The organism is Vulcanisaeta sp. JCM 14467 (genome assembly GCF_001316245.1).
In the GTDB taxonomy this organism is placed as follows: domain Archaea; phylum Thermoproteota; class Thermoprotei; order Thermoproteales; family Thermocladiaceae; genus Vulcanisaeta.
Genome location: NZ_BBDM01000004.1, coordinates 126,004 through 152,068 on the forward strand (window position 1 = coordinate 126,004; position 26,065 = coordinate 152,068).

Genomic DNA, 26,065 nt, shown 5'->3' on the forward strand with positions numbered 1-26,065 from the left:
TGCAATGAGTAGTGAATGCCGCTTACCATTATTTGTGGATTGTAAGGAGGTAGACGACAGTATTAAATGCCCCGGCGACAGTGGTTACAGCATCATACCATTATTCGGTAAGAGGGTTAGGGTGCGTAAGGACTCAGCACCCATTAGACTCATGGGCTGCCTAGATGAATTATCAAACATAACAAACAATGTCAGGTTGGATCTCAGTAATAACAATGCAGGTAAGATAGCGGCTATAGTCATGGCATTATCCATGCAACTAAACGCCTACCTAGTCCAGGGGACTGACGAGAGGTTAGCTAAGGTGAGAGATGTGGAGGAATTACTAATGGCTAAGGTAGCCGAGTTATGCCGCGGCTTCAAGGGACCACTGGCTGGATAATAGCTTCAACACCCGAACTCCAGGCCCTCGACACAATCAGGGTCAAACTGAGGGAGTGCGGTAGGGTGGCGTCGTCAATGCTCAGTGAGTATGAACCATCCACGAACATAATCAGCATCCTAAACCACGCAGATAAACTCGTAGCCCAAGCCATGTACTGCATGGGCGGCAAGGTATTCAGGTCCGTCGACGACGCCGTAAACTACCTACTAAGCGACACCACAAAGTAAGACACCCAACACAACCAAACACAACAAACCCTACCATGAAACACCAACACAGCAGTAAAGTACGTTAGTGAGCCAGGAGGCGCTAACCCGAGGAGTGTTGGTAGGAAGTAAGCCAGTACTAGGCTGCCCCGACCGGCTATGAACCTCCTCACTTCTATGCCGCCTTTAATTACGCCGTAGGTTATTGCAGCAGTTGCCTCAATGGCTATGGCGTACTCAAGTAGGTTCATTATTAAGACCTCATTATTAATTAGTTAATTTAGTTAATAAGGGGATACCCGAGAACCATCAATGGAATTAATAATGAGAACAAAGTTAATAAAGACTGCACATACTACAAAGTTAAATGGGCGTTACCCATAAGATATTAAATCAGTTCCTGCGGCAACTCAAAGAAGAGTTTCCCTACATAATATTCTTATTCTTTCAACTTTTTTAATTACATTCATAGTCGTGATTCCGATTAATGTATTTAAGCTGTCAAGCTCATTAGTCGATATTTCTATTTATTGGATTATTAGTATTATTATTCCTTCTTTTACTGTTAAATCTCTAACTTCTTCATGGTTTAATAAGCTACTAAAGTCTATGGTACACTTAGATTTCGTGATTCTTACTTTGATAATTTTATCTATTTTTGCAGGTGTATCTATGGCTTATTCCATAATTGAAACAATCGTTAATTTTTCATACGTTATATCATTCATACCTACGGCCGTTCAGATAATCCTTGTTGTGGAGTTTTCTGAGAGAAAGGCTGCTGATGTGATTGGTGGCAGACTTACCATAACAGCTATTGGCGTCTTAGCAATGTCCGCAGGAATTGCGCTTCCAGTGATACCGTCAGTAACGCATTTATCGAATATTACCGTTAATTTCTCAAAAATTGCTGGGCCAATAGCTGGCTCAGGCTTAACGCTAATCGCAGTAGGGCTGCAGAGGTATTATGAGGAGAAGGAGAGACAGATTCATGGCTAGGCATGTAAGGGCCCGCATAGTCAAGGCTTTGTTGAGTCAAGCCTTCACGGCTGTCTCGAGTTTTACGTAGCTTGGTCTCTTTATTGGTCTCGTGATTATTAGTACCTTAATAGCCATGCCCTGCATGTGAGGTAACAGCACCGTTGTCAACTACCTAATGATGCCACGTAGGCGTCGTTGTTGCTGTGCACCATTATCAAGGGTATGTTCTGTGGGATATCGTTACTCATTCCAGTGAGTGTCTGTGTTATGAGTACTGTGCCCAATCTAAGCTTCCCAACACTCCCTTGTTAATAACCTGGCTAAGGAACTATTCTGCACGTAAAAGTTTCATTCATCATGAGAAGCTGCCGTAACTTCTCATTAATGCTTTTGGGACATTATGTGCGTGCAGGCAGTTGGTAATAACACCAACACCTAATAGGAAGGACAATGTTAGAGCCCTTGCTTAACCGTGCCGAAGAGCATCGCCTTATCGTTCAATGGCTCACTCATTGGTGCGGTCTCAACATTGCCTAAGTAACTCATGAGCCTACTCTTTGCGTAGCTCTAGGCTTAATGTTATTTTATGTTCTAGTCTTGAATAATTTAATTATAAAATTGCATTTGGTCTCGAGTAATCATCGGTCAACAGCTGACTAGACATTAATTAAAGGGTCCCTGTGTTCTGGGTTTTGTGGTTGGTTTGGTGCTGGTCAGATTTATTAGTTGATAATTATTTGTAAATTATTAATGGGGGATACGGATAGGATTAGGGAGAGGTATGAGGAGTGGGTTCGCGAATTCCTAATTCCAACACTTAAGAAAGTACCTGAATGGAAGAAGTTCGTAACGTCATTCGGGATTGACGTGAAGCCATTATACACGCCGCTGGATGTTAGGGGTGATTACCTGGAGAAACTGGGTTTCCCTGGTGAGTACCCGTTTACCAGGTATATACCCGAGCATGTATAGGTCGAGACTCTGGACCTTTAGGGAGTACTCTGGCTTTGGGTCGCCCGAGGATACGAATAGGAGGTATAAGTTCCTCATATCGCAGGGTCAGACGGGCCTTAGTGTGGCCTTTGACTTGCGACCCAGTTAGGTCTTGATCCTGACCATGAGCTTGCATTTCCTGAGGTTGGTAAGGTGGGCGTGTCTGTGCCTGAGGTTGTTTCCATGTCCATACTATTTGACGGTATTGACATTAGTAGGATCACGACATCGTTCACCATAAACGCTACGGCAGCTGAGATACTGTCCATGTACATAGCCGTAGCCGAGAGTAGGGGCATTGATAAGTCCGTCCTCGATGGTACGATACAGAATGACATACTTAAGGAGTTTATAGCCAGGAACCTATACATATACCCACCACTACACTCGATGAGGTACGCAACTGACATAATAGCCTACACGTCGAAGAATCTTCCCAAGTGGCACCCAATTAGTATAAGTGGTTATCACTTTAGGGAGGCTGGTGCCACGGCTGTTCAGGAACTAGCCTTCACACTGCTGATGCGATTGAGTATACGAATTGGGTCATAAATAGGTGGAAGATGGATGTTGACGAGTTTGCGCCCGGCCTATCCTTCTTCTTCGCGGCAACCACGAACCTGTTTGAGGAGGTTGCCAAGTTCAGGGCTGCCCGTAGGTTGTATGCGAGGATAATGAGGGAGAGGTTTAATGCGAAGAAGCCCGAGTCAATGAAGCTTAAGTTCCACGTACAAACCTCAGGCGCTGCATTAACGGCGCAGCAGCCTGAGGTTAACATCATCAGGACCACGATACAAGCGTTGGCTGCCGTGCTCGGTGGCGCCCAGTCACTCCATGTCAATGCCTATGATGAGGCATTGGCACTACCCACCGAGAGGTCCGTGAAGTTGGCGCTACGTGTTCAGCAAGTCATTGCGTACGAAAGCGGTGTTATTGATTCAATTGACCCGTTGGGTGGTTCATACTACATTGAGTGGCTCACGGATACCATCGAGGAGGAGGTCATGAAGATAATTGACTACGTTGATAAGCTCGGTGGCATGACTAAGGCGGTTGAGATTGGTTATCCGCAGAGGGCTATTGCCGAGTCTGCGTATCAGTATCAGAAGATGGTTGAGGAGGGTAGGATAGCTGTGATTGGTGTTAACATGTTTAGGGAAGAGGAGGGGCTGCACATCGAGCTTCATAAGGTCGATCCCGTATCCAGGGAGAGGAGCATTAGGCGTGCCAGGGAGGTTAGGGAGAGCCGTGACAGGGAGGCTTGGGAGAGGGCGATTAATGGGCTTAGGAGGGCGGCTGATAAGGAGGATGAGAACATATTCCCATACATATTGAGTGCCGTTAAGGCGAAGGCAACTATTGGCGAGATATCGGGTGTGTTACGCGACGTTTGGGGTGAGTATAAGCCTCCATCAATTTATTAAGGAAAAGATTTTTAGGTCATGATATATGTTTAGTGATGAAGTATGCCTAAGCCCAAGGTAATAATTGCCAAACTCGGCCTTGACGGTCATGACAGGGGCGCCAAGGTAATTGCCAGGGCATTGGCCGAGGCCGGTTTCGAGGTTGTATACACGGGTATTCGACAGACGCCTAGCCAAGTAGTTGAGACGGCTATTCAGGAGGATGCCAAGTTGATTGGCATTAGTATTTTATCTGGCTCGCACATGGAGCTTGTGGGTGAGTTAATGAGAATTATGAGGGAGAGGGGATTAAACATACCAGTCCTGGTTGGTGGCATCATACCGCCAGAGGACAGGGAGGCATTGCTCAAGATGGGTGTTGCAGGCGTCTACGGTCCTGGCACGCCACTTAGGGAAATCATAGAGATAGTTAAGAAGCTTGTGGGTGTGCAGCAATGAGCGTGGATATTAATGGCCTGATCGAGAGGACGCGCAATTGGGATAAGGCTGCCATAGCCAGGCTAATCACGCTTGCTGAGGAGGGTGTTGAAATACCGCTTAATATTCAGCGTAGGAGCCACGTAATTGGTATAACTGGACCACCAGGCTCAGGTAAGAGCACGCTGATTTACGCAATGGCCAGGAAGATACCACAGGACAGGAGGGTCGCCATTTTAACGATAGATCCCTCAAGCCCATTCACAGGAGGCTCCTTCATGGGTAATAGGATTAGGATGCAGGAGCTCACATCAAAGCCAAATATATACATTAGGAGCATGGCGACCAGAGGCATTCGTGGTGGGCTTAATTACGCTACGATAGCGGCTGTGAACATACTTGAGTACGCTGGTGCGGACTACATATTCATCGAGACCGTGGGTGCGGGGCAATCGGACACAGATGTTAAGTACGTGGCCGACACAATACTCGTCCTTGTGCCACCACTTTCTGGCGATGAGATTCAAGCGCTTAAGAGTGGTCTTATGGAGATTGGGGACATATACGTTGTTTCGAAGTCCGATAACCAAGCATCCGAGTCGACATACAGGGATTTGCTTGCCATGGTCGACATGGTGAGGGAGGTTAAGGGCGATTCCTGGAAACCAATCGTGATTAAGGTATCGGGGCTCTATGGCTATGGTGTTGACGAGTTACTCAAACTCATTGATGATAGGTTTAGGGAATTGGTTAATAATGGTAAGTTGAATGAGTCACTAACCAACAGGAGACTGCTCGAAATGAGGCTCTACGCCTATGACCTACTTGAGAAGAGATTTGCTAAGGATAAGGAGCTTGAGAATGATGTTGCTAACGGTAAATTATCACCACAGGAGGCGGCGAGGAGGTTATTGGGTATGGAGTTGCCGAGGCTTGACCACGTGGCTGTCGCGGTTAGGGACATTAACAATGCTGCTGAGAAGTTTAGGAGGTTAGGGCTTAAGGTCGGTGATCCCATTATCGTTGAGGAGCAGGGGGTTAAGGTCGTCATGGTCTGGCTCGGTAACACGAGGATTGAACTCCTCGAGCCACTCAATCAAAGTTCCACGGTGGCTAAATTCCTCGAGAATAGGGGTGAGGGCATCCACCACATAGCGCTTGAGGTTAATGACCTGGATGAATTCATCAAGAGGGTGCAGGGGGCTGGCCTTACACTTACTGGTAAACCGAGTAAGGGTGCTGAGGGTATTGTCACGTTCATACACCCAAAGAGCCTTAACGGTGTCCTACTTGAGTTGGTCCAGCGTAGGATTTCCAATGAGTGATCTTTAAATAATCTAGAGGTGCGGTTTTCGCTTGCGTGAAAAGAAGTAGGTCGTTTGAGCACGGCTATACCATCGTGTTTAGGGGAGGGGATTCAGTAAAGTATTCATTAGTGCTGCTCGTTGTCATAATCCCTTACCTAATGAGCCTGTACGTACGTGGGTCGTTAACCCTATACCTCAAGTCATTAATTATTTACGGTGTAATGTTCCTATCAGTGCTCATAACACTTAGGGTCATGGTCTTCATACAGTCATATAGGGGCTTCGGTACCACACTATCATTATTCAGCACGGCACTCGCGGTTTTTGTCGACCTTCTAATAACGCTGATCACCCATAGGTTTGTGGTTGGGTTTGGTGCATTATCATTTGTCTTACCACTGAGTGCCATGATAATGGTGTTAAGGGGTCTTGACCATAATGGAGACTCCATGAAGAAGTACATACTATACCCTCTCTACACCCTGCCAAGTATATTGATAATTCAATTAATTTCATACTTCCTCATTGGGACGATAAATCCCGTTAGATACGCTATACTGGATTTAACGTTTTACGTATTCTCATTCCTATTCATTTACTATGTAATTTTTAAGTTCGAGGCATCATACGGCGGTGTTGATATACTTAGGCTATTCAGTTCATACCTATACGCAGCCCTCTTCGAGTACTCAGAACCTTTTGAGAGGGAGTTGAGTAAGAGATCTGTGGTTAGGGATGTTAAGGTTCACCTATTCATGCTTAACCGTGACAATAATACCTACGCGGTTACCATACCCGAGCTGCACGCGGGTCCAATAGCCAAGGTTGGCGGTGGCTACTTAATTAGTGATCTTGTCACTGAGTTGGGTCGTTACGTAAACCCCGTTGTTTACATGCACGGTGTTGGCAGCCATGAGCTAGACCCGGCGACCAGGTTGATGTACGTAAAGTAATTAGGGCAGTTGCTAATAAGGTGAGGGAGTATTTTGCCGACAGGAAATTCATGAGTAATGAATGCATTGGTAAAATGCCCATTCAGATACGGAGTCGTAACTTCAGGGTTACCCACGTACCACTGTGCGGGAAGTCGCTCATAATTATTAGCCGACTTATTAAGTCCAGTGATGATATTCCCCTCAGTGTTTATGAGGAATTGAAAAGGAGGGTAAAGCTCGATTGGGATAACGTAATACTCATTGACGCCCAGAACTACTACTCAGATGATAATACGTGGGATGAGAACGACATTAACGAACTAGCCTCATTACTGAGCAAGATTGGAGAGTTGGAGAACCAAAGACTTGAGATAAGGTCATGCGTCAACCACGTGCCTAAGTACGCCTTTGGCCCAATACAATTTGAGATTGGCGATAATGGGTTAATAACGTGGGGCCTAGAAATAAATGGTAAGAGGGTTTTACTCGTTATATTTGACGGGAATAACCTGAGGAGGGAGCTGGCTGATGCCATTGTTAATGAGTTTAGGAGCGCCTTTGATATCGTTGAGGTCCTGACTACGGATAACCATCAATACACAGGGATTGCCAGGTTCACGAGGAGTAGGGGGTATAAGATTGTTGGTGATTCTGTGAGTCACGAGTTGATAATGAGGAATGTTAGGAGGAGTGTCAAGCGTTGTCTTAATGACCTTGGGATTACGCATATCAGTTATTACCCAGTTATTGTTGAGGGGATTAGGTTGATCGGTGATTCGTTTAATAGCATGGTTAGGGCTGCGGAGAGGGGTGTCATGGATTGGAAGAAGCACTTCACGGTGTTGATAATCCTACCAATACTAACCATGATAATCCTCGGCGCAATACTCGGTATTCTTTAACATTTAATAAATACAAAAGGTTTAATAGAGAGGTCTACGTAACTAACCAGGAAGGGGTATGGGTTCCGAGGACCTAAAGAGACAGGCAATTAGGGCCCACATAGCTGGGCTAATAACTAGGCTTGAGAATTGGGTTAGGGATCAGAAGAAGTTCATGGATGAGCTACAGAAGTACGGTGATTACATAGTCAGTCAGGACAGGCTATCACTGCTATTATCCGCCCAGGCAATGCTTTACTACATAGAGAGGACGCTGAAGGACTTCGAGTCCTGGCTTAACAACCCAATGATAACCTCGATAATGCCGGTAGACATGCTCAAGGAGTTGGAGGAGAGGCTTAGGGATATTGCCATTGAGTTCGTTAGGCTTGATATAGACCACACGAGTAAGTACGTGGATATACTAAAGAAGATGGAGAATGAGAATGAAATACCCGACATACTAAGGCTTTATATCGAGCAGAGGGGTATTGTGCCGCAGAGGGGTCAGCAGGGAGAGCAGGGTGAGGTACCAAGGTTCATGTAACTCTAAAATTAACCTTCAATCTATTATTTCTCACTAACCTCATTTAAATAATCCTTAATTATTTGGATAGCATCCTTACCAAACATCTTAATTATCAAGCCAAGATGCTCCCTAATAATCTCACTCTTAACCTCGTAAGGTATTGATAGCTCATACACAAACTGCCTAACATTATTAATCACCTTCTCACGCTTATTAATGAAGCCCCTGGTGTAAAGCCTACTCAGTACCGTTAGTACTGTTGTGTATGCTGTCCTCCTACCCCTCTTGGTTAATTCCTCAAATGGTCATTGCAGTTGCCTCCTTAAGCTCATTAAGTATGCCAATAACCTCAGCCTCAAGCGGTCCAATCATTAGCAAGAGCCTTCTTCTGCGTTCGCCCTGCTCCATCATATAGATTTACACGTGTAGTTTTATAAACCTAACACACAGGTCTAAAACTTACCAACTTTAATATCCAGCCTAACCTTATACACATATGGAGCATAATCCCTAACAACCCTCCTACTAATAACCTGACACTCAAACCCCAATTCACTGCAGTAATTCCTGACCAAGCCCTCAGCCTCACCATAGAGGTTCTCCTCAGTGCCCAGGTGGTAAAAGTGGACGATACCCCCATCCCTAACGCACATCAATGCCTGCTTAAGGAACCTATGGGCACCAAGGGGTAAGGTTAGTATAACCCTATCAACACCGCAGAATAAACCCATTAATTTTGCAGCGTCACCAAGTAGTGGTAATACCTTACCTTCGAGCCTATTCAACTTAATATTATCGAGCATGTAGTAATATGCATATTCATTAAGCTCGATAGCGATCACCAACCTAACTAATGGTTGTCTCTTCAATACCGCTACGGCGTAGGGACCAACACCAGCGAATGGGTATAGGATGACCTCGTTGGGCATTACCTGCCTAGCAATGTCCTCCCTATCACCCTGATCCCTAGGCGAGAAGTAGGTCTTGGTAGGGTCTACCTTAATTAGGTAATTACTCTCCTTGTGAATTACCTCCGTTGGTCCTGGAACCAGGACCTCGTACTTATAAAGCCTAAACTCACCCTCCCTAGCACCGACTCTCCTGAGCACGGCCCTAACATGCCTATTCAACTTGATTATTGCATCGCCAATCACGAACTTATAATTCTCAAGCTCTGGCGGTATTTCGATGATAGCGACGGCGCCTGACCTGGAGCCGATTATGTCGAAGCTCCTGGGTATCTTATCCCAAAGCTCCCTGGGTATCAATGGCTTAACGACCTCCTTAAGCGTTGGCACTACCTAGCAATGAAGTGCAAGGGTCCTTAAATTTGATTGCCCAGTGGTGTTCGTGTAGAATAAAAAATAATAAGGGCTGTAAGCCTCTGTAAATCGATGAGCAAGGTCATAGAGTCAGTGCCAGGCATTGTGTCTTACAGCACGGTCAGGGAAGTCAGGGGTCCGCTAATCGTTATTGAGAAGACCAGGGGTGTTGCCTATAACGAGATTGGCGAGGTTATAGGCCCTGATGGCGAGCCCAGGATGGTCCAAGTCGTCGAGGTCGGCGATAATTACGCCGTGGCCCAGGTACTCACTGGCACGCTTGGTTTACCTGCAAAGGGCAGTACCGTGAGGTTTTATGGAAGAACCCTCAGAATGCCGGTTAGTGAGGATTTACTGGGCAGGGTCCTTGATGGTAAGGGGCAGCCCAGGGATGGACTGCCACTACCACCTGCTGAGGACTACCTGGACATAAATGGTGAGCCGCTTAACCCATACGCCAGGGAGTACCCTGAAGAGCCAATTGAGACTGGCGTCAGCGTCATTGATGGTTTAAATACGATGGTTAGGGGTCAGAAGCTCCCAATATTCAGTGGCACGGGCTTACCGCACAACATGCTTGCTGCCCAAGTCGCTAGGCAGGCAACGGTTAGGGGGCATGAGGAGGAGTTTGCAATAATCTTCGCAGCAATGGGCCTGAAGTCTGAGGAGGCTTTATTCTTCCTGAATGAGTTCAGGAGGACGGGTGCGTTGAGGAGGTTAGTCATGGTTCTAAACCTAGCCAGCGATCCAATTGCCGAGAGGATATTAACGCCGAGGACTGCGTTAACGATTGCCGAGTACCTAGCGTGGTATAGGGATTACCACGTACTCGTGATTTTGACAGACATGACGAACTACGCAGAGGCGCTCAGGGAGTTATCATCATCAAAGGGTGAATTACCAGGTAGGCGTGGTTACCCAGGTTACATGTATACGGACTTCGCCACGATATACGAGAGAACAGGGAGGGCTAAGGGTAAGAAGGGAAGCATTACGCAATTCCCAATACTCACGATGCCTCACGATGACATAACGCACCCAATACCAGACCTGACCGGTTACATAACCGAGGGCCAGCTAGTGCTTAGTAGGTCACTGTGGGGTAAGGGTATTTACCCACCATTTGACGTGATAATGAGCCTGTCGAGGCTCATGAAGGACGCAGTTGGTGAGGGCAAGACTAGGGATGACCATAAGTACGTGGCTAACCAATTGATTGCTGCATACTCAAGGGCACTCGATGTAAGGAACCTAGCCCTACTCGTTGGTGAGACTAACCTGAGTTGGCGTGAGAGGAGGTACCTCAGGTTCGCCGAGCAGTTTGAGCGTAAGTTCATTAACCAGGGCTATTACGAGAGGAGGACCTTTGAGCAGACGCTTGATATTGCTTGGGATGTTATTAGTATATTACCTGAGGATGAGCTCACGAATGTGCCGCCAGACATATCCAAGAGGTATTATAGGCGCTCGATATTTGAGTCCGTAAAGGACGTGGGTGCGTAAAATTAGTATTTTGTAAATAATGTTAATCCTCTCGATCGAAGATACTTACAGAGTTCATGGCAGAGAATCTTAATAAATCCTGTAATTATCTAATTCTCCATGCCTAAGACCAAAGCGAAGGAGAAGATGGTGTTGATTAGCGTGCACATACCGAAGCAAATGCTTGAGGAGTTGGATGAATTCGTGAAGCAGGGGATATTCCCAAGTAGGAGTGAGGCAATTAGGATTGCAATAAGGGACCTACTCTATAGGGAGAACTCGAGGAGTAAGACGCAGAATGTGGAGGATTTAATACTACTGCCTGGTAGGTAATGATAGGTATGTACATGATGATATCAATAAAAACATGGGAATATAGTTATCAATTATTTCTTTTAAAATAATTTTATGCAAATTCTATTTCACATAATTAATGCACTCGGCATTAACGTTATTTATAGGCTTTCCCTATTAATTGTGTGAGGAGGATAATCGTTGGCATAACGGGGGCAAGCGGCGTTATTTATGGTGTGAGGTTTCTCGAAATGGTTAAGAGGTATGCTGGTGACTCGGAGGTGCACCTCGTCGTAAGTAATACGGCAATTGATATATTAAGGTATGAGACTGAGCTTGATAAGGGGTCATTACTGAAATTGGCTGATAAGGTCTATACTGAGGATGAGTTAGGCGCGCCAATAGCCAGTGGTTCGTTTAAGCATGATGGCATGGTGGTCATACCGTGCTCTATGAAGACCTTGGCCTCCATAGCCCATGGGATAACGGATAACCTGATCACCAGGGCTGCCGATGTCACGCTTAAGGAGAGGAGGAGGTTGATACTCGTCATTAGGGAGACACCGCTTAACCTAATACACATTAAGAATATGGAGTTGGTTACGTTGGCTGGCGCCATCGTGATGCCCGCAGCCCCAGCCTTCTATAATAGGCCTAGGACGATTGATGATATGGTGAACTTCATAGTTGGTAGGGTACTTGACCTGCTGGGTATTGAGAATGATCTCTATAGGAGGTGGAGCGGCTATACTGAGGAGTAGCATAGTAATTTAAGAGTGTGTTTGTTAAAACGGTGCCAATAGGGTTATGGACGTGCCAATATGTACGAGGTGTGGCAGGAGACCAGCGAATTACTACAGGGTATCCAGTGGCGAGAGACTATGCCTTAACTGCCTATTTAGGTCCATTGAGGATACAGTGCTCTGGGCCATCAGGAGGTACCGATTGATAAGTGAGGGTGATAGGGTTGGCATTGCGATCAGTGGCGGTAAGGATAGCCTAACCCTAATGTACTTACTGGGTAAGTTTAGGAAGCAGGGCAAGATACCCAGGAACGTGGAGCTAATAGCCTTCAGCATTAATGAGGGTCATCCGTACAGCTGCTTCTACAGGATGGCTAGGGTTGACTATGTGCAGAAGTTTAGTGAGGAGTTCGGCATACCATATAAGGTATACACGTTCAAGGATTTGTTCGGGGTTACCGCTACGGATATAGCCCACGGACTCTGGTCGAGGGGAATCAACGTGCATATGTGTACGATTGATGGGGTGCTTAGGCGTAGGGCTATGAACATAATCGGTAGGCAGTTGGGTCTGACGAAGATAGCCACTGGGCATAACCTAGATGATGAGGCTCAGACGGTGCTGTTAAATGTGCTTAGTAATGACCTTGATAGGTTTGCGTGGTTTGGACCTAGGCCTGAAATTGATAGGGAGGGTTTTATACCGAGGATTAAGCCGCTTCGCTTTGTTAGGGAGGAGGAGATTGCATTATACGCCTATTACCACGGAATACCACTCATGGAGCTTGAGTGCCCATTTGTGTATAATAATCCTAGGTATGAACTTAAGTTCACACTGGCTCGTTGGGAGAGGGATAACCCAAACATTAAGTTTTCCCTGGTATCCTTCGGTGACTCCCTGGCCAACTTAATGAGTGAGAGGGCTGTGAAGGTGCCATTAAAGAGGTGTAGGTATTGTGGTGAGCCAACATCTGGTAACGTGTGTAGGGTTTGTGAGTTAATGAGCAGGGCTGGCTTACTCGAGAGGTACCTGGCTCACTTAAGGACTTTGAAACTTACTGATACACAATCGCCCTCATAATTCTTACCCACAGTCTCAACATTACTCCTTAGGATCTGGGTTAGGAATCCCGTGTAATACTCAATCATTAATTCCTCCATCACATGCTTATCATTCAACTCGGAGCAGGACCTAATCGTAATAGTCCCATCCCTCTCAATAAGCCCGATCTTCCCTAATCCCCTGAATTGCCCGATCTTGATGAGTTCACTGAGGTTACTATTGCGTAGGAGTGATGCATCATAAGCGCCCAGGTCCCTAATAATCCTCCTAACTCCGGGTTCGTTAATAATTCCTTAACCCTCTCGACCTCTACTACCAGCACCTGCTTATCTCTAAATGTCGGCATTATCATTGATGGAACCATGAAGGCCTCCTTCTCAACAATCCTATACTTAACCCACTCAACGAATGAGAACCTCTTCAACTCCTTCTCTAAATCATTCAGGGAGGTATCAGTATTGGTTAGGTCAACTACGAAGTGCAGGAGTAATTGCGCCCTATTAACGGATATATTCAGTATGTTTATCCCATGATCCGCAAACACGTTAGACAATGCCGCAAGTATGCCGGGCTTATCCGCCGTGAACTTAATCAGGAACTCCCCAAGTACCTTATCCCTACCCTCAAATGACATTGCAAAGTCTCTATACAATACCTCCACAAGCAAGCCCCAAGAAGTCATGGTTTAAAAACTTATTTGCTATGTAACTACGAACATTTAGAGACGAGTACTTAAAAAGTAATGGTGTTAATAGTCGAGGCAGGTTTATTTAGGGATTGATCACCTTAGGCGAGCAGGGTGTAGGTGAGGTTATTCCTACAGCTGCTCTCCAGGTCTAGAACAATCAATTTTTTATTCACGTATTATTGCATAGCATAGGTAAGTTATCTTTTAAAGGGCGCTACCTAAGTTATGCATCGGGACCTTTATTGGTATGGAGTTTAAGCCAAGGATACAGGAGAAGAGGTGGGATTTCTCAAAGGAAGTTGAGCTGATAAGGAAGTGGGAGGAGGAGGGGCTATTCAATATTAAGATTGACGATAAGAAGCCAACACTCGTCATTGATACACCACCACCATACCCATCAGGGAGACCCCACATTGGTGGTATCGCCCACTACGCCCAAATTGATATGATTGCCAGGTTCTTCAGAATGAGGGGTTACAACGTGATATTCCCATTCTACGCCGATAGGAATGGCTTACCCGTGGAGGTTCAGGTGGAGAGGACCTATGGCATAAACATGTATGAGGTTCCCAGAGAGAAGTTCCTCGAGTTGTGTAGGAGGTTTCTTGATGAGTATGAGGGTGAGTTCGTGAGCATATTCAGGCGTTGGGGTGGTTCCTTCACCTACTGGAGGAATGGAACGGATAGTGAGGAGTATAGGAGGGTTACCCAGGAAACATTCATCAACCTATGGAATAGGGGCCTGATCTACGAGACCAGTAGGCCGACCCTGTGGTGCCCGAGGTGTAGGACAGCATTGGCTGAGGCCGAGGTTGAGTATAAGGAGGAGGACTCATACCTAAACTACATTAAGTTTAGGGTTAAGGAAACGGGTGAGGACATAATAATAGCCACAACAAGGCCTGAGTTACTGCCGGCCACCGTAGCCGTGGCCTTCAATCCAAATGACGATAGGTACAAGAGGCTGGAGGGCCTGCATGCCATTGTTCCGCCGTTAAATCAGGAGGTGCCCATTGTATCGCACCCGTCGGTTAAGCCCGACTTTGGAACTGGGCTTGAGATGATAAGTACCTTCGGCGATACCAGGGACTTGATGGTCGTCAATGAGTTGAAGCTCCCCATGAAAATCATCGTTAATCCTGACGGCACATTGAATGAGTTAGCCGGTAAGTACAGGGGGTTGAGTGTTAGGGAGGCTAGGGAGGCGATAATTAAGGACTTACAGGCGGCAGGCTTACTCATTAAGAGGGAGCCGCTTAGGCACACTGTACCAATATGCTGGAGGTGTAAGACGCCGATAGAGATAATCGTTACCAAGGAGTACTTCCTAAAGCAGCTCCAGTTCAAGGATGAGTTGGTAAAGCTCGTTCAAAACGAGATGGTGATTAAGCCACCTGAGTATGCCCAAACACTAATTGACTGGATAAAGTCCCTCGAGTTTGACTGGCCAATATCGAGGCGTAGGTACTACGGCACTGAAATACCGATTTGGTACTGCATCGATGAGGAGGGCAATGCGAAGCCAATCGTTCCAAAGCCGGGTAAGTACTATAGGCCATGGAGGGATGAACCACCGCCTGAGGTTAAGGAGCAGTGCCCAAGTGGTAAGTTGGTTGGTGAGGATAGGGTGTTGGATACCTGGTTTGATTCGTCAATATCCTGGATCTACGCCACTGGCTACACGAAGCCTGAGATAAGGGTATTCGAGAAGGTCTACCCGCACAGCATGCTCAGGCCCCAGGGCTATGACATTATCAGGACCTGGCTCTACTACTCCGTGGTTAGGGCGTACCTACTCTATGGCAAGCCACCCTTCAAGTACGTCAGGATAAGCGGGATGGGGCTTGACGAGAAGGGCGAGGCAATGCATAAGTCCAAGGGCAACATAATAGACCCAATACCGCCCGTTGAGAAGTACGGGGCAGATGCAGCCAGGTTCTGGGCTGCGGCATCGGCTAAGTTGGGCAGTGATTATAGGTATAGTGAGCAGTTGATTAGGACTGGTCATGACTTCGCCATTAAGCTTTGGAACATTGCCAGGTTCGTATCCTCATTCCCAGAGGTCAATGATGATTATGAGTTAACGCCCCTGGACCTAATGATACTGGCTAAGTTGAATGAGGTGGTCAGGACCTCGCTAAGCGCCTACCAGGACTTTGACGTTTACGTACCGGCCAATGCCCTCTATGACTTCACCTGGCACATATTCGCTGATCACTACCTGGAGGCTGTTAAGTCGAGGGCTTACAATAGGGATGGGTTATTCACGGAGAGGCAGCAGAGGGGTGCCTGGTTCACGCTTTACAGGGTGTTGAAGACCGTGCTTAAGCTACTGGCGCCAATAATGCCCTTCGTGACGGATCAAATATGGAGGAGCCTGTATGGTGAGTCAATACATGGGCAGTTGATTGAGGATCCAGACCCAAGGTTCGATAATGAGGAGTACCTAGAGTTACTTGAGCCATTCATGGAGTTTAACAGGACCATATGGACCTACAAGAACAGGGCTGGCCTGAGCCTAAACGAACCAATTGACGGAATAATATATGCGCCAGAAATACTCAAGCCCCTAGAACCTGAGTTGAGGGTCATGCATAGGATTAGGGAGATTAGGTTCGGAAAACCTGAGGGAAGGTACGAAGTGCTTAATGAATCCCTATCGATATACCTCGTTAAGTGATTCTACCATGAAGTAACAACGCCGCCCCAATAATCACAAATATCACCGACGTTACGCCTATGATTAATAATGTGCTTGAGAAGTTGTAATACTGAAGCAAAAACCCTATTAAATATGGCGATAATGAACCACCCAATTGGCTCATGAAATTGAGAAACCCACTTGCAGCTCCAATATTCGTTGTAAGTCTTGAGATTGCGATTGATGGTGCTGCGTAAAAGCCGTAGAAGAAGCCCAATAGCAGCATTAGGGATGCTACTAAGTACGTAATTGATAACCTAGGCATTATCGACACGATAATTGCTAGTAATAGTGAGGATGAGATGCTCGGTAATACGTACCCAACCCTATCACCTAGATACCCACCGATTACGGCACCGACAGACCCCATGATAGATGCCAGGAAGGCATAAAAACCGCTGAGCGATGGCGCAACCTTAAGTACATGAACAACGTAGTATGTCGACCAACTGAGGAAACCAAGGTATGAGAAGCCTGAGGACAGCCTAATGAAGCCCATACCCAGTATTCTTAGGTCACCGGGGCCTATGTAAATAGTGCTACTGGTCTTGCCGTGTCCTGGTACCCTGGCCACTGGTATTATTGATGAAGCAACAATGATTGAGAATATAATGAAGGGTATGAATTTATTTATTGAAAATAGCAATGGTGATATCATTATTGATGTTGATGATGCCAGGAAAAACATGCTCTGGTAAATACCTGCGCCAAGTCCTCCCCTACTATAGTTTGATAGGACCATGCTTATTAAGGCTACGTAGGTTATTGCGAGTAGTGAACCCATAATAAACTGGGTAATTAGTAATAGGTAGTATTGGTTGATGATTATGGGGTAGAGGGCGTTTATTATTGCGATTAGTATTAATACATAAACCACGACGTTATACCCATACCTATCAACTATTAATCCACCTATGACTTGAAATACCGTGTAACCTATCCAGAGGGCCGAAATTATTAAGCCACCTATCACAGTATTAACCCCACTCGACCCGATTAGGTATGGTAGTAGTGATGGTATGGAGAACCTCACGAGCACTACTGAGAAGAAGGCTAGCGATGCCACTAATACTATTGCCGATCCCCTCTCCATTACATGTCACCATCTATAGAAGGGTTAATAAATGCTTAATTTTACCACGCCAGTACTATGGCGGAGGTATACCTTGTTTACAGGATAACGCCGAGTAAATCGGACGTTAACTATGAGGAGTTGAAGAACGAAATAAGGAAGGCTCTCGAGCTAAGTACAAGGTTGATAAGGTTGAGGAGGAGGACATAGGCTTCGGAATAAAGGCCCTCAGGGTCTACATAAGGATGCCCGAGGAGTCTGAGGAGCACTCTAGCGATGAGGTTGAGAATATATTAAGCGGTATTGAGGGCATTGGTAGCATTGAGCTTGAGTACTTCACAAGGCTTGGCTTCTAATGGCGTTGAATTAAAAGCCAGTGAAAACTAATAACGCAATAAGTTTTTTAATTCCACGGAGTAATAGGGGTTAGGAGTATGATGGAGGGTAGTCATGCTGATGAGTGGATTGAATTGATAGTTAAGGAGGCTAAGCAGAGGGATGCCCAGAGACCCATTGTTAGGGTTGACCCTGAGGTAATGAGGAATTACGGCATCGAGCCAGGCATGATACTACTCATTGAGGGTAGGAGGAGGACGGCAGCCAAGGTCTGGTATGGACTCCCTGAGGATGAGGGTAAGGGCATAATTAGAATGAACGCCATAATCAGGAAGAACGCTAACGTGGAGATCGACCAAAAGGTCAGGGTTAAGAAGGTTGAAGCGAAGAGGGCAAGCACCGTTAAGTTAGCTCCCGTTAACATGACAATAAGCGTTGACCAAAACTTCGTACAATACACCAAGCAGAAGCTTAGGGACTACGTACTCATGGAGGGCGACTTAGTGCAGATCCAAGTGCTAGGTCAACCACTAACGTTCCAGGTGGTGCAGGCGAAGCCCAATGACTCGCCGGTGATTATTGATGAGGATACGAACCTAATGATTTACGAGAAGCCAGTGGAGAACGTGAACATACCAAGGGTTACGTGGGAGGACATTGGCGACCTTAAGGAGGCTAAGGAGAAGATTAGGGAGCTCGTTGAGCTACCGCTAAAGCACCCGGAGATCTTCGAGTACCTTGGTATTGAGCCTCCTAAGGGCGTGCTCCTGATCGGTCCTCCAGGCACTGGTAAGACACTGCTAGCTAAAGCCGTGGCTACCGAGACGAATGCATACTTCATAGCCATTAATGGTCCTGAGATTGTCTCGAAGTATTATGGTGAGTCTGAGGCTAAGTTGAGGGAGATTTTTGAGGAGGCTAAGAAGAATGCACCGGCAATAATATTCATTGACGAGATCGACGCAATAGCACCAAAGAGGGAAGAAGTCACAGGCGAGGTGGAGAAGAGGATAGTGGCGCAGTTACTAACGCTCATGGATGGATTGCAAGAAAGAGGTCAGGTCATCGTAATCGGAGCAACAAACAGACCAGAAGCCGTAGACCCAGCACTAAGGAGGCCCGGAAGATTCGACAGAGAGATCTGGATCAACCCACCGGACACTGAGGGTAGGTATGAGATTCTTCAAGTCCACACGAGGAACATGCCCCTTGCCAAGGATGTCGACTTGAGGAAGCTTGCCGAGATAACATACGGCTACACCGGCGCTGACATAGCCGCACTGGCCAGGGAGGCTGCAATGAGGGCTTTGAGGAAGGCTCTCCAGTCAGGCATCCTGGATGTTAATAAGGAAGATGAGGAGATTAGGAAGGATCTCGAGAAGATAAAGGTCACCATGAACGACTTCCTAGAGGCAATGAGGGAGATAGTGCCCAGCGCCCTCAGGGAGATACACATTGAGATTCCGAAGGTTAGGTGGAGCGACATTGGTGGGCTTGATGAGGTTAAGCAGGAGCTTAGGGAGCCATTGAGTGGCCCTTGAAGTACCCTGAGAGGTTTAGGAAGATGGGCATTAGACCACCTAAGGGTATTTTGTTGTTTGGTCCTCCTGGTACTGGTAAGACTCTTCTTGCTAAGGCTGTGGCTACTGAGAGTAATGCGAATTTCATTGCCGTGCGTGGACCCGAGATCCTGAGTAAGTGGTTTGGAGAGAGCGAGAGGGCAATCAGGGAAATATTCAAAAAAAGCAAGAATGGCAGCACCATGCGTAATATTCTTCGACGAAATAGACGCAATAGCACCAGCAAGGGGATACGCGGAGGATTCACCAGCCATGGATAGGATAGTCGCCCAGTTACTGGCTGAGATGGATGGTGTTTCGAGGCTTGATAATGTGGTTGTGATAGCCGCCACGAATAGGCCCGACATTGTTGACCCAGCATTACTAAGGCCTGGAAGGTTTGACAGGATTATCTACGTACCACCACCAGACTTAAGGGCTAGGTTCGAGATACTGAAGATACACACCAAGAACATGCCACTCGCCAAGGACGTGGACTTGGTGGAGTTGGCTAAGATGACTGAGGGATACACGGGCGCCGATATTGAGCTCCTGGCTAGGGAAGCCGGGTTGTTAGCGATGAGGGAGGCGAACGGCGCCGGTGAGGTCTCGATGAAGCACTTCATTGAGCTATGAAGAAGATTAAGCCATCGATAACGCCAGAGATGATTAAGTTCTATGAGGCTTGGTACGAGAGGATGAAGCAGACGCTGGCTCGTGAGAGGCAGAGGGCGCCAACGCTCTATGTGTAGGATTAAAAATAAAACATTTCTTCTTAAGTAATCCTGGATTGAGAGGTATGAGGAGACCTGTACCTGTTGAGGCTTTGATAATGGATTTAATAAGGGATAAGGGTGATATGTGGTTTAATGACTTAATGCAGGCATTGAGGGCTTGGTACCCAGACGTGATGGAGAAGGAGGTCTTAATGGCGCTAATGAAGCTTGAGCTTGGTCGATTAATTATTGTCCAGAAGGTTGTTAGGAAGGATGGTGCTACGTACCACATAAGGATTGTCAAGGATTAATTAGGGAAAGAGATAAATGGCTTCCCTCATAAATTAACTGGGTTACCTAAATGGGTGTTACTGAGCTTGGTAAGTTAATACCAGACAATGTTAGAAAGACCGTAGAATTCACCCAATTATCAAATAGAATAATAGCGCTGGACGCATACAACGCGCTTTACCAATTCCTGGCATCAATTAGGCAGCCGGACGGCACACCACTCATGGACTCCAAGGGAAGAATAACAAGCCACCTAAGTGGTTTACTTTACAGGACAATAAACCTACTCGAGAATAGGATATGGCCCATCTACGTGTTTGACGGCAAGCCACCTGAGGAAAAGACCCTGGAGATTGCCAGGAGGAGGAAGGTTAGGGAGGAGGCCATGGATAAGTGGGTTAAACTGCTTGAGGAGGGCAGGAAGGAGGAGGCGAGGAAGTACGCACAAAGGGCATTATTCCTCACAGACGACATGGTTGAGGACGCGAAGAAATTATTGAGGTTAATGGGCATACCCGTAGTACAAGCCATGGCCGATGGCGAGGCGCAGGCAGCGGTTATAGCCAGGGAAGGCAAGGCCTGGGCTGCTGGTAGCCAGGACTATGACTCATTACTATTCGGGGCACCCAGGCTCGTGAGGAACCTGGCCATAACAGGGCGTAGGAAATTACCGAATAGGGATGAGTATATTGAAATTAAGCCTGAGATAATCGAGCTTAATGAGGTTCTTAAGGCATTGAAGCTCAGGGATAGAACGCAGTTAATAGACCTGGCAATACTCCTTGGTACCGACTTAAACCCAGATGGCGTGCCAGGCATTGGGCCGCAGAGAGCCTTAGGCTAATTCAGGAGTTTGGTAGCCTCGAGAAGTTACTTCAGGGCCCATTGAAGAATGCGCAGTTCCCAACTGACCCACTAAAGATACGTGATTACTTCCTAAACCCACCGCACAATCCAAATTATAGGATAGAGTTTGGGCAACCTGACGAGAGGGGTATAATTGAGTTCCTGGTTCATGAGCATGATTTTAATGAGGAAAGGGTTAGGAACGCGATTGAAAGGCTTAAGAAGGCCATGAGCAGGAGGAGGGAGTCGACTCTGGACTCATTCTTTGGGTAAATCATTGGTGGGTTAAGCTTAAAATAATCAAGGACCTAACCATGCTGGGTACTACATGAAGCCCATATTATCAATAATTAACTGGGCGCTTAATTGGGTATCCAGCATCATATCATCGGCAATGCAATTACTATATTCAATAATCAATTACATATTGTCAAGGCCTGATAATTACATACCATTCCTATGGCCAATAATAAACTTCCTAAACCACGTACCCATAATAAACATAATAGTCCACTTCATCTTCTGGAGACCAATATTCGACCTACTCTTCGTACCTGGACTAGTCTCAGTCCTAATAGCCCTAATCTTCATAATATGGTTTGAGAGAAAATTAACGGCTAAGGTTCAATGGAGGATTGGACCACTCGAGGTTTCGAGACCCATAGGTGGTCTTCTACAGCCCTTCGCTGACCTATTTAGGTATACGTTCCAGGAATTCGTGGTACCCGTCCACGCAGATAGGAATTACTTCATACATGCACCCGCCATAGTATTTATACTATCCACATTACCCGTATTCTTCATACCAATCGGACCAAGGCAATTCACGCTACCCAATGGCACAACTATCGAGGGCATATACGGAATATACACAGGCTATGACGTATTAATCGCCCTAGCCCTAATAACACTATTCAATATAGGAGTGATTCTGATTGGTTGGGCTAGCAATGATAGATTTACGTACATAGGCACCGTAAGGGAGGCACTGCTATATACAGGTTATGAGGTTATACTAATACTGTCTGTCGTCGCAATACTCATCATTTATGGAACCGCCGACCCATTCAAGATAGTTAATTGGCAGGTAACGCACCTGCCAGGTATAATAGCGAATCCACTGGCCTTTCTGGCCTTCCTAATAGCCACGCTCATGGCAACCTCGAGATTCCCCTTCGAAATCCCAGAGGCCGATACCGAGATAGTCCTTGGCCCATACACCGAGTATAGCGGCATTGTGTATGGCTTGGTAATGACAATGAGCTACGAAAAACTATACGTACTTAGCCTACTAATGGTTCTATTGTTCCTAGATGGTTGGGCAGGACCATACATACCATATTTCGGGGCTTTATCACCTGCAATATGGTTTGGTATAAAAACATACATTGTAATGATGGTAATGGTCTTCACGAGAGCAGTATACGGCAGGTACAGGCCTGATCAGGCTTTGAAAATGAGCTGGGCATCACTACTCGGTTAGTGATCGCGGCTTTGATCATCTCCCTCGTAATTAAGGTTTTCTAATTATTTTAAATTTAAATAATATTTAGTTAAAAATTAATTATCATAGGAATATTTTAGGGAAATATTCATTAAGCCATTAAAATTATCTTCATCAATAGTTCAATACATTAATAATTAGGCTAACCACTAAATTAATAAGGAGGCTTTCCAGGACCCAAGTCAATGGTCGTTTGTCCAGTATGCGGTAAGGAATACGCAAACTCAAGTTCGTTACTAAAGCATGTTAAATTGAAGAGTAAGTATGATCCAATGCACATGGCCTTCTGGATGGAGTTCCAGAAATACATGAGCACGCCAAGGGAGGACTGGGCAATGCTGACAAAGACGGACCTATTCAGGGAATTCCTGAGGGAGAGAGGTCTTCTTTAAACTATTAATCAACATTGATTGAGTAATCAAAGTCATAATCACCGACCAACATAAACTCATCGAGGTAATAAGCCCAGATTGGCATTACGGTTTATCGGCTTGGAGGTTTTATAGCTCCGCAGCCGAGCTCTTCAACAGCCAACCCCTTAAATTTAGTGTCACCATTGATCTTCACGGATCCTAAATTAAGGAAGGTTTATTCGAGGTACATTATCGGGATCGCCCGTGGCTTACTTCCTGACCTTGTGAATGGCTTTTATAATTACCTCATGATTGACTTGGCAGTATTACGTATGGTCTCAAGGACTCAAGGGCTTTTCTCGTGAATGTTAGGCTCGTCATTGACTATGATTACCTAAGACCGAGTGTGGTCTTCGTGGTTGATTACTCGAAACCAGGGCACAAAGCCGTTGCTGAGTCCAGGATTAAGTGCTCGGGGTTTTAGGCCTGGGTCACGTGTGTAGTGCCTTATTAGTTCAGTTGAGATTTTTCGCATTGGTATGTCTGGTGCTCTGGGTGAGACCATGGAATTCAGCGTGGATTCATTGAGGAGGAACCGCTTCTGCATTGGCGTTAAGCGTGGTGGAGAGTACGTCTGCGGTGGCGATGCTAGTGAGGAGAAGAGAGACAAGACCGTTGGTTTGCTGGCTGAGGCGATTAATCGAATGCTACGCTGGCATGTTTGGGAAACATGGTGGGTCGAGGAGGTAATGGATGAGTGGTTAGAGAAGCGAGATAGGTTAGAACTTCAATTACGAGGAAAGTACAACGATGATGTTGTTAATGACCTACTAAGGCTTGTTGACAAGTTCATAGGCTACAACGAGCAGTTCTTGAATTACTGGCGCGAGGTCGGCAATGAGGTTGAGAAGCTGATTGAGGACCTAATTAACGGTAGGGCTGAGGTAGTCATTAGGAGCGAGGGCGTATCAGGAATAAGCGTGCATGGAGAGCACATAACGCTGAAGGTTAATAGGACAAATACTAGCATAACGGTTCACATAACGCCAAAGGGCCTTGAGGGTATGACGATTAGGGTGCCTGACGTATTCAGGAAGACGATGAGCAGGAAGGAGTATAGGAAGTTCGTTAAGAGGGTGCTTAGGGCGTTGAGGGGTGGCTTTGAGGAGACTGATGGAACTATTAAGGAGGGTAAGGCTGCATGGGCACAGCACAAATATGGCAGGTGATTGTTTGGTCGCTTCTTTACCCAAGTGAGTTGTATGTTCTTGTGGATGTGATCAATGTTAATGAGGGTAGTGTGACGATTGCGTGGCGTTTAAGGACTAGCAATGAGGCGCTTAAGGGCAAAATGCTTAACAACGTCGATAAGCTAAGCGAGGAAGGATTACTGGCGTTTATGTTGGGTGCAGTGCTTGGTGATGGCTATGCGGATGTTGAGAAGCTTAAAATCAATGGCCGCGTCTATGATGAGGCCGTGGTTAAGATTACGATGTCAGATGAGGAGTTTAAGAAGTGGGAGCCGCTGTTAGAGAGGTTGAAGGGCATGGGCCTTAACTGGAGACCTGACCCAGCCGGTGATGGCGTAGTGACGTGAGGTTCTACGGAAGCAACGCCATCAATTTAGCAGGGGCTATGATTAACGTTCTACCGCCAATTCTACGTGACATCCTCGATGCTTTAGGCTTCGAGAAGTGGGAGAGGATTAAGCGAATAGCCGAGATGGAGGTGAAGTACAGAAGGGGTGAGTCCCAAGTCATCGTGGCCGGTTACAAGTTCACAGTGAATGCTCGAGATGCTGTGTTGGTGCATAAGGCTAAGGATAGGGTCGAGGCCGAGGAGATCATTGATGCGTTGAGGGCCGTGTATGGTGATGAGTTTTATACTTATGTTAATAAGAGCGGTAAATACCTAGCCGTCATAATACCCATGTACGTGTTTGAAAGGTATGACGAAATTAAGAAACAAGTCATTGAGGTACTATGCAGAAAACTTGAGAGGACTAAGGACGAGAGAAAGAAACAAACTATACTCAAGCACTTAATAAGATTAGCGACACTGAGGACTTCTCTGAAACTATTAATCAACACTACATCACTTACTTAATTAAAAGCCTAATTAATAGCGCAAGAACAACAATCACGTGGTAAGGAAGAGGGCCAGGGAAGCCATGCAGGAGCTTAATCATCAATTGAATTGGCCTATTAGGTTAAGGGAGTTATCGATAAGGCTTCAGGATAAATCGTATAAAATGGCTCAGGAGGCAATTAAGCTATATGTTGATGGATCATTAAGTCGGGATGCTGTTATGGAGATAATAAGGCTCAGCGGTGTTTCATTAAGCAGGTACGTAAATCCTAGGAAGTACCTGCTCTATGATGGCGATACTGAGGTGATCAATGAGACTGAGGATGTGATAATCGATGATGAGGAGGTTGTTGATGATTACGTTAGGGAGGTTGAGGAGGAGTACGTTGGTCAAGGCGTGATTAGGAGGTTGATGGGTCATGATTGATGAGTTAATAAGGAGGTACGGCAGGTACATGGGGGGAATAGATTATGAGAAGGTGCTAAATGACTTGGCGAGTGAGGAGGATAGGCTTAGAGAAATAGAAAGAAAGCTAATAGGCATGGAGACAGGACCACAAATAAACTACGGAAAACTAAGAGAACTTGAGAGGAGACAACTAATCCTCAAGTACATAGAATTGAAAAACCAGGAAAGAAGAATGCTCGAGCTAATTAAGGAACTAAAGTTAAGAGGATACACAAAGAATGAGGTGACCAAGGCAATAAAGATACTAAGAAAAATAAGAAGGCAGTTACGCATAATTAGGCAGGAACTAAAAATAATTAATGAGGACCCACAAACCAACAAAAGACTTAAAAACTGACGTATTTAATGTGCAATGAGCCCCGGTCGTATAGCCCGGTCAAGTATGCGGGCCTCTCGAGCCCGTGACCCGGGTTCAAATCCCGGCCGGGGCACCAGGTCTTCAATTCTAAATTCCACTGCTGGGTAAATAAACACCGTATG

At 46.0% G+C, this 26,065-nt stretch carries 25 protein-coding genes, 1 tRNA gene and 5 pseudogenes; 26 read left to right on the top strand and 5 right to left on the bottom strand.

Going from position 1 to position 26,065, the window contains the following annotated elements; translation table 11 throughout:
• Nucleotides 1-4 precede the first annotated feature (4 nt).
• Nucleotides 5-382, top strand: a complete 378-nt coding sequence (locus JCM14467_RS16315; RefSeq protein ID WP_252900841.1) for a hypothetical protein — start codon at nucleotides 5-7, stop codon at nucleotides 380-382.
• Entirely contained in the window at nucleotides 349-612 is a 264-nt protein-coding gene (locus JCM14467_RS16320) for a hypothetical protein (RefSeq protein WP_252900842.1), read from the top strand. The genes JCM14467_RS16315 and JCM14467_RS16320 overlap by 34 nt, the downstream gene beginning before the upstream one ends.
• Here JCM14467_RS16320 and JCM14467_RS05640 read toward each other — a convergent pair.
• Complete coding sequence (locus JCM14467_RS05640; RefSeq protein WP_054849441.1) at nucleotides 585-842, bottom strand: hypothetical protein; 258 nt, start codon at nucleotides 840-842, stop codon at nucleotides 585-587. The two genes, JCM14467_RS16320 and JCM14467_RS05640, sit on opposite strands and share 28 nt — an antisense overlap.
• A gap of 421 nt (nucleotides 843-1,263) precedes the next feature.
• On the opposite strand from JCM14467_RS05640, the gene JCM14467_RS05645 reads away from it, so the two are divergent.
• From JCM14467_RS05645 to JCM14467_RS05670, 6 genes and pseudogenes are all read left to right on the top strand, one after another.
• A complete protein-coding gene (locus JCM14467_RS05645; protein ID WP_054849442.1) occupies nucleotides 1,264-1,590 on the top strand; it encodes a hypothetical protein in 327 nt (108 codons plus the stop codon).
• Nucleotides 1,591-2,322: 732 nt separating this feature from the next.
• Nucleotides 2,323-3,989, top strand: a pseudogene (locus JCM14467_RS05650) (acyl-CoA mutase large subunit family protein).
• 42 nt (nucleotides 3,990-4,031) lie between these two features.
• Entirely contained in the window at nucleotides 4,032-4,427 is a 396-nt protein-coding gene (locus JCM14467_RS05655) for a cobalamin B12-binding domain-containing protein (protein WP_054849443.1), read from the top strand.
• The gene (gene meaB, locus JCM14467_RS05660) at nucleotides 4,424-5,731 is read left to right on the top strand and encodes a methylmalonyl Co-A mutase-associated GTPase MeaB (RefSeq protein WP_054849444.1); all 1,308 of its coding nucleotides are present in this window, start codon (nucleotides 4,424-4,426) and stop codon (nucleotides 5,729-5,731) included. Before JCM14467_RS05655 ends, meaB begins: the two co-directional genes overlap by 4 nt.
• A gap of 110 nt (nucleotides 5,732-5,841) precedes the next feature.
• Nucleotides 5,842-7,550, top strand: a pseudogene (locus JCM14467_RS05665) (DUF2070 family protein).
• Nucleotides 7,551-7,608: 58 nt separating this feature from the next.
• Nucleotides 7,609-8,076, top strand: a complete 468-nt coding sequence (locus JCM14467_RS05670; protein ID WP_054849445.1) for a DUF2153 family protein — start codon at nucleotides 7,609-7,611, stop codon at nucleotides 8,074-8,076.
• A 23-nt stretch (nucleotides 8,077-8,099) separates the two neighbouring features.
• Here the strand turns inward: JCM14467_RS05670 and JCM14467_RS16330 are convergent, their stop codons facing one another.
• Both JCM14467_RS16330 and JCM14467_RS05680 read right to left on the bottom strand, forming a co-directional pair.
• A complete protein-coding gene (locus tag JCM14467_RS16330) occupies nucleotides 8,100-8,258 on the bottom strand; it encodes a hypothetical protein (protein ID WP_252900844.1) in 159 nt (52 codons plus the stop codon).
• A gap of 252 nt (nucleotides 8,259-8,510) precedes the next feature.
• Entirely contained in the window at nucleotides 8,511-9,356 is an 846-nt protein-coding gene (locus JCM14467_RS05680; protein ID WP_054849446.1) for a class I SAM-dependent methyltransferase, read from the bottom strand.
• A 96-nt stretch (nucleotides 9,357-9,452) separates the two neighbouring features.
• On the opposite strand from JCM14467_RS05680, the gene JCM14467_RS05685 reads away from it, so the two are divergent.
• The 4 genes from JCM14467_RS05685 to JCM14467_RS05700 all read left to right on the top strand — a co-directional run bounded on the left by JCM14467_RS05685 (nucleotide 9,453) and on the right by JCM14467_RS05700 (nucleotide 12,980).
• Nucleotides 9,453-10,883, top strand: a complete 1,431-nt coding sequence (locus JCM14467_RS05685) for a V-type ATP synthase subunit B (protein WP_054849447.1) — start codon at nucleotides 9,453-9,455, stop codon at nucleotides 10,881-10,883.
• A 99-nt stretch (nucleotides 10,884-10,982) separates the two neighbouring features.
• A complete protein-coding gene (locus JCM14467_RS05690; RefSeq protein ID WP_013335185.1) occupies nucleotides 10,983-11,195 on the top strand; it encodes a ribbon-helix-helix domain-containing protein in 213 nt (70 codons plus the stop codon).
• Between the two features lie 146 nt (nucleotides 11,196-11,341).
• On the top strand, nucleotides 11,342-11,917 hold the full coding sequence (locus JCM14467_RS05695) for a UbiX family flavin prenyltransferase (RefSeq protein WP_054849448.1): 576 nt from the start codon (nucleotides 11,342-11,344) through the stop codon (nucleotides 11,915-11,917).
• A 46-nt stretch (nucleotides 11,918-11,963) separates the two neighbouring features.
• A complete protein-coding gene (locus JCM14467_RS05700) occupies nucleotides 11,964-12,980 on the top strand; it encodes a TIGR00269 family protein (RefSeq protein ID WP_054849449.1) in 1,017 nt (338 codons plus the stop codon).
• Between the two features lie 154 nt (nucleotides 12,981-13,134).
• Here the strand turns inward: JCM14467_RS05700 and JCM14467_RS05705 are convergent, their stop codons facing one another.
• Nucleotides 13,135-13,644, bottom strand: a complete 510-nt coding sequence (locus tag JCM14467_RS05705; protein WP_252900845.1) for an ACT domain-containing protein — start codon at nucleotides 13,642-13,644, stop codon at nucleotides 13,135-13,137.
• A gap of 253 nt (nucleotides 13,645-13,897) precedes the next feature.
• Between JCM14467_RS05705 and JCM14467_RS05710 the strand changes: the two genes are divergently transcribed.
• Nucleotides 13,898-16,330 (top strand): valine--tRNA ligase, encoded by a 2,433-nt coding sequence (locus JCM14467_RS05710; RefSeq protein WP_054849451.1) that lies wholly within the window; start codon nucleotides 13,898-13,900, stop codon nucleotides 16,328-16,330.
• Here the strand turns inward: JCM14467_RS05710 and JCM14467_RS05715 are convergent.
• Nucleotides 16,323-17,444 carry an MFS transporter gene (locus tag JCM14467_RS05715; RefSeq protein WP_054849452.1) on the bottom strand — a complete coding sequence of 374 codons (1,122 nt, stop codon included), beginning with the start codon at nucleotides 17,442-17,444 and terminating at the stop codon, nucleotides 16,323-16,325. The two genes, JCM14467_RS05710 and JCM14467_RS05715, sit on opposite strands and share 8 nt — an antisense overlap.
• Nucleotides 17,445-17,501: 57 nt before the next feature.
• Here JCM14467_RS05715 and JCM14467_RS05720 point away from each other — a divergent pair.
• The 13 genes and pseudogenes from JCM14467_RS05720 (at nucleotide 17,502) to JCM14467_RS05775 (ending at nucleotide 26,019) form a co-directional block, all read left to right on the top strand.
• Nucleotides 17,502-17,779, top strand: a pseudogene (locus JCM14467_RS05720) (elongation factor 1-beta).
• A gap of 78 nt (nucleotides 17,780-17,857) precedes the next feature.
• Nucleotides 17,858-20,070 (top strand): annotated as a pseudogene (locus tag JCM14467_RS05725) (CDC48 family AAA ATPase).
• 47 nt (nucleotides 20,071-20,117) lie between these two features.
• On the top strand, nucleotides 20,118-20,345 hold the full coding sequence (locus JCM14467_RS05730) for a hypothetical protein (protein ID WP_054849453.1): 228 nt from the start codon (nucleotides 20,118-20,120) through the stop codon (nucleotides 20,343-20,345).
• Nucleotides 20,346-20,395: 50 nt separating this feature from the next.
• Nucleotides 20,396-21,444: pseudogene (fen, locus tag JCM14467_RS05735) on the top strand (flap endonuclease-1).
• Between the two features lie 55 nt (nucleotides 21,445-21,499).
• Complete coding sequence (gene nuoH, locus JCM14467_RS05740) at nucleotides 21,500-22,654, top strand: NADH-quinone oxidoreductase subunit NuoH (RefSeq protein WP_252900846.1); 1,155 nt, start codon at nucleotides 21,500-21,502, stop codon at nucleotides 22,652-22,654.
• A 206-nt stretch (nucleotides 22,655-22,860) separates the two neighbouring features.
• The gene (locus JCM14467_RS05745; protein WP_054849454.1) at nucleotides 22,861-23,067 is read left to right on the top strand and encodes a hypothetical protein; all 207 of its coding nucleotides are present in this window, start codon (nucleotides 22,861-22,863) and stop codon (nucleotides 23,065-23,067) included.
• A gap of 322 nt (nucleotides 23,068-23,389) precedes the next feature.
• The gene (locus JCM14467_RS19410; RefSeq protein WP_256359215.1) at nucleotides 23,390-23,512 is read left to right on the top strand and encodes a hypothetical protein; all 123 of its coding nucleotides are present in this window, start codon (nucleotides 23,390-23,392) and stop codon (nucleotides 23,510-23,512) included.
• Between the two features lie 55 nt (nucleotides 23,513-23,567).
• Entirely contained in the window at nucleotides 23,568-24,257 is a 690-nt protein-coding gene (locus JCM14467_RS05750) for a hypothetical protein (protein ID WP_054849455.1), read from the top strand.
• Nucleotides 24,230-24,625: a hypothetical protein gene (locus tag JCM14467_RS05755; protein ID WP_054849456.1), complete on the top strand. Its 396-nt coding sequence runs from the start codon at nucleotides 24,230-24,232 to the stop codon at nucleotides 24,623-24,625. The genes JCM14467_RS05750 and JCM14467_RS05755 overlap by 28 nt, the downstream gene beginning before the upstream one ends.
• On the top strand, nucleotides 24,622-25,134 hold the full coding sequence (locus JCM14467_RS05760) for a hypothetical protein (RefSeq protein WP_252900847.1): 513 nt from the start codon (nucleotides 24,622-24,624) through the stop codon (nucleotides 25,132-25,134). Before JCM14467_RS05755 ends, JCM14467_RS05760 begins: the two co-directional genes overlap by 4 nt.
• Nucleotides 25,135-25,171: 37 nt before the next feature.
• Nucleotides 25,172-25,543, top strand: a complete 372-nt coding sequence (locus tag JCM14467_RS05765; RefSeq protein WP_054849458.1) for a hypothetical protein — start codon at nucleotides 25,172-25,174, stop codon at nucleotides 25,541-25,543.
• Nucleotides 25,536-25,922, top strand: a complete 387-nt coding sequence (locus JCM14467_RS05770) for a hypothetical protein (RefSeq protein WP_054849459.1) — start codon at nucleotides 25,536-25,538, stop codon at nucleotides 25,920-25,922. The genes JCM14467_RS05765 and JCM14467_RS05770 overlap by 8 nt, the downstream gene beginning before the upstream one ends.
• Nucleotides 25,923-25,941: 19 nt before the next feature.
• Nucleotides 25,942-26,019: transfer RNA gene (locus JCM14467_RS05775), tRNA-Glu, on the top strand.
• The last annotated feature ends 46 nt before the right edge of the window (nucleotides 26,020-26,065 follow it).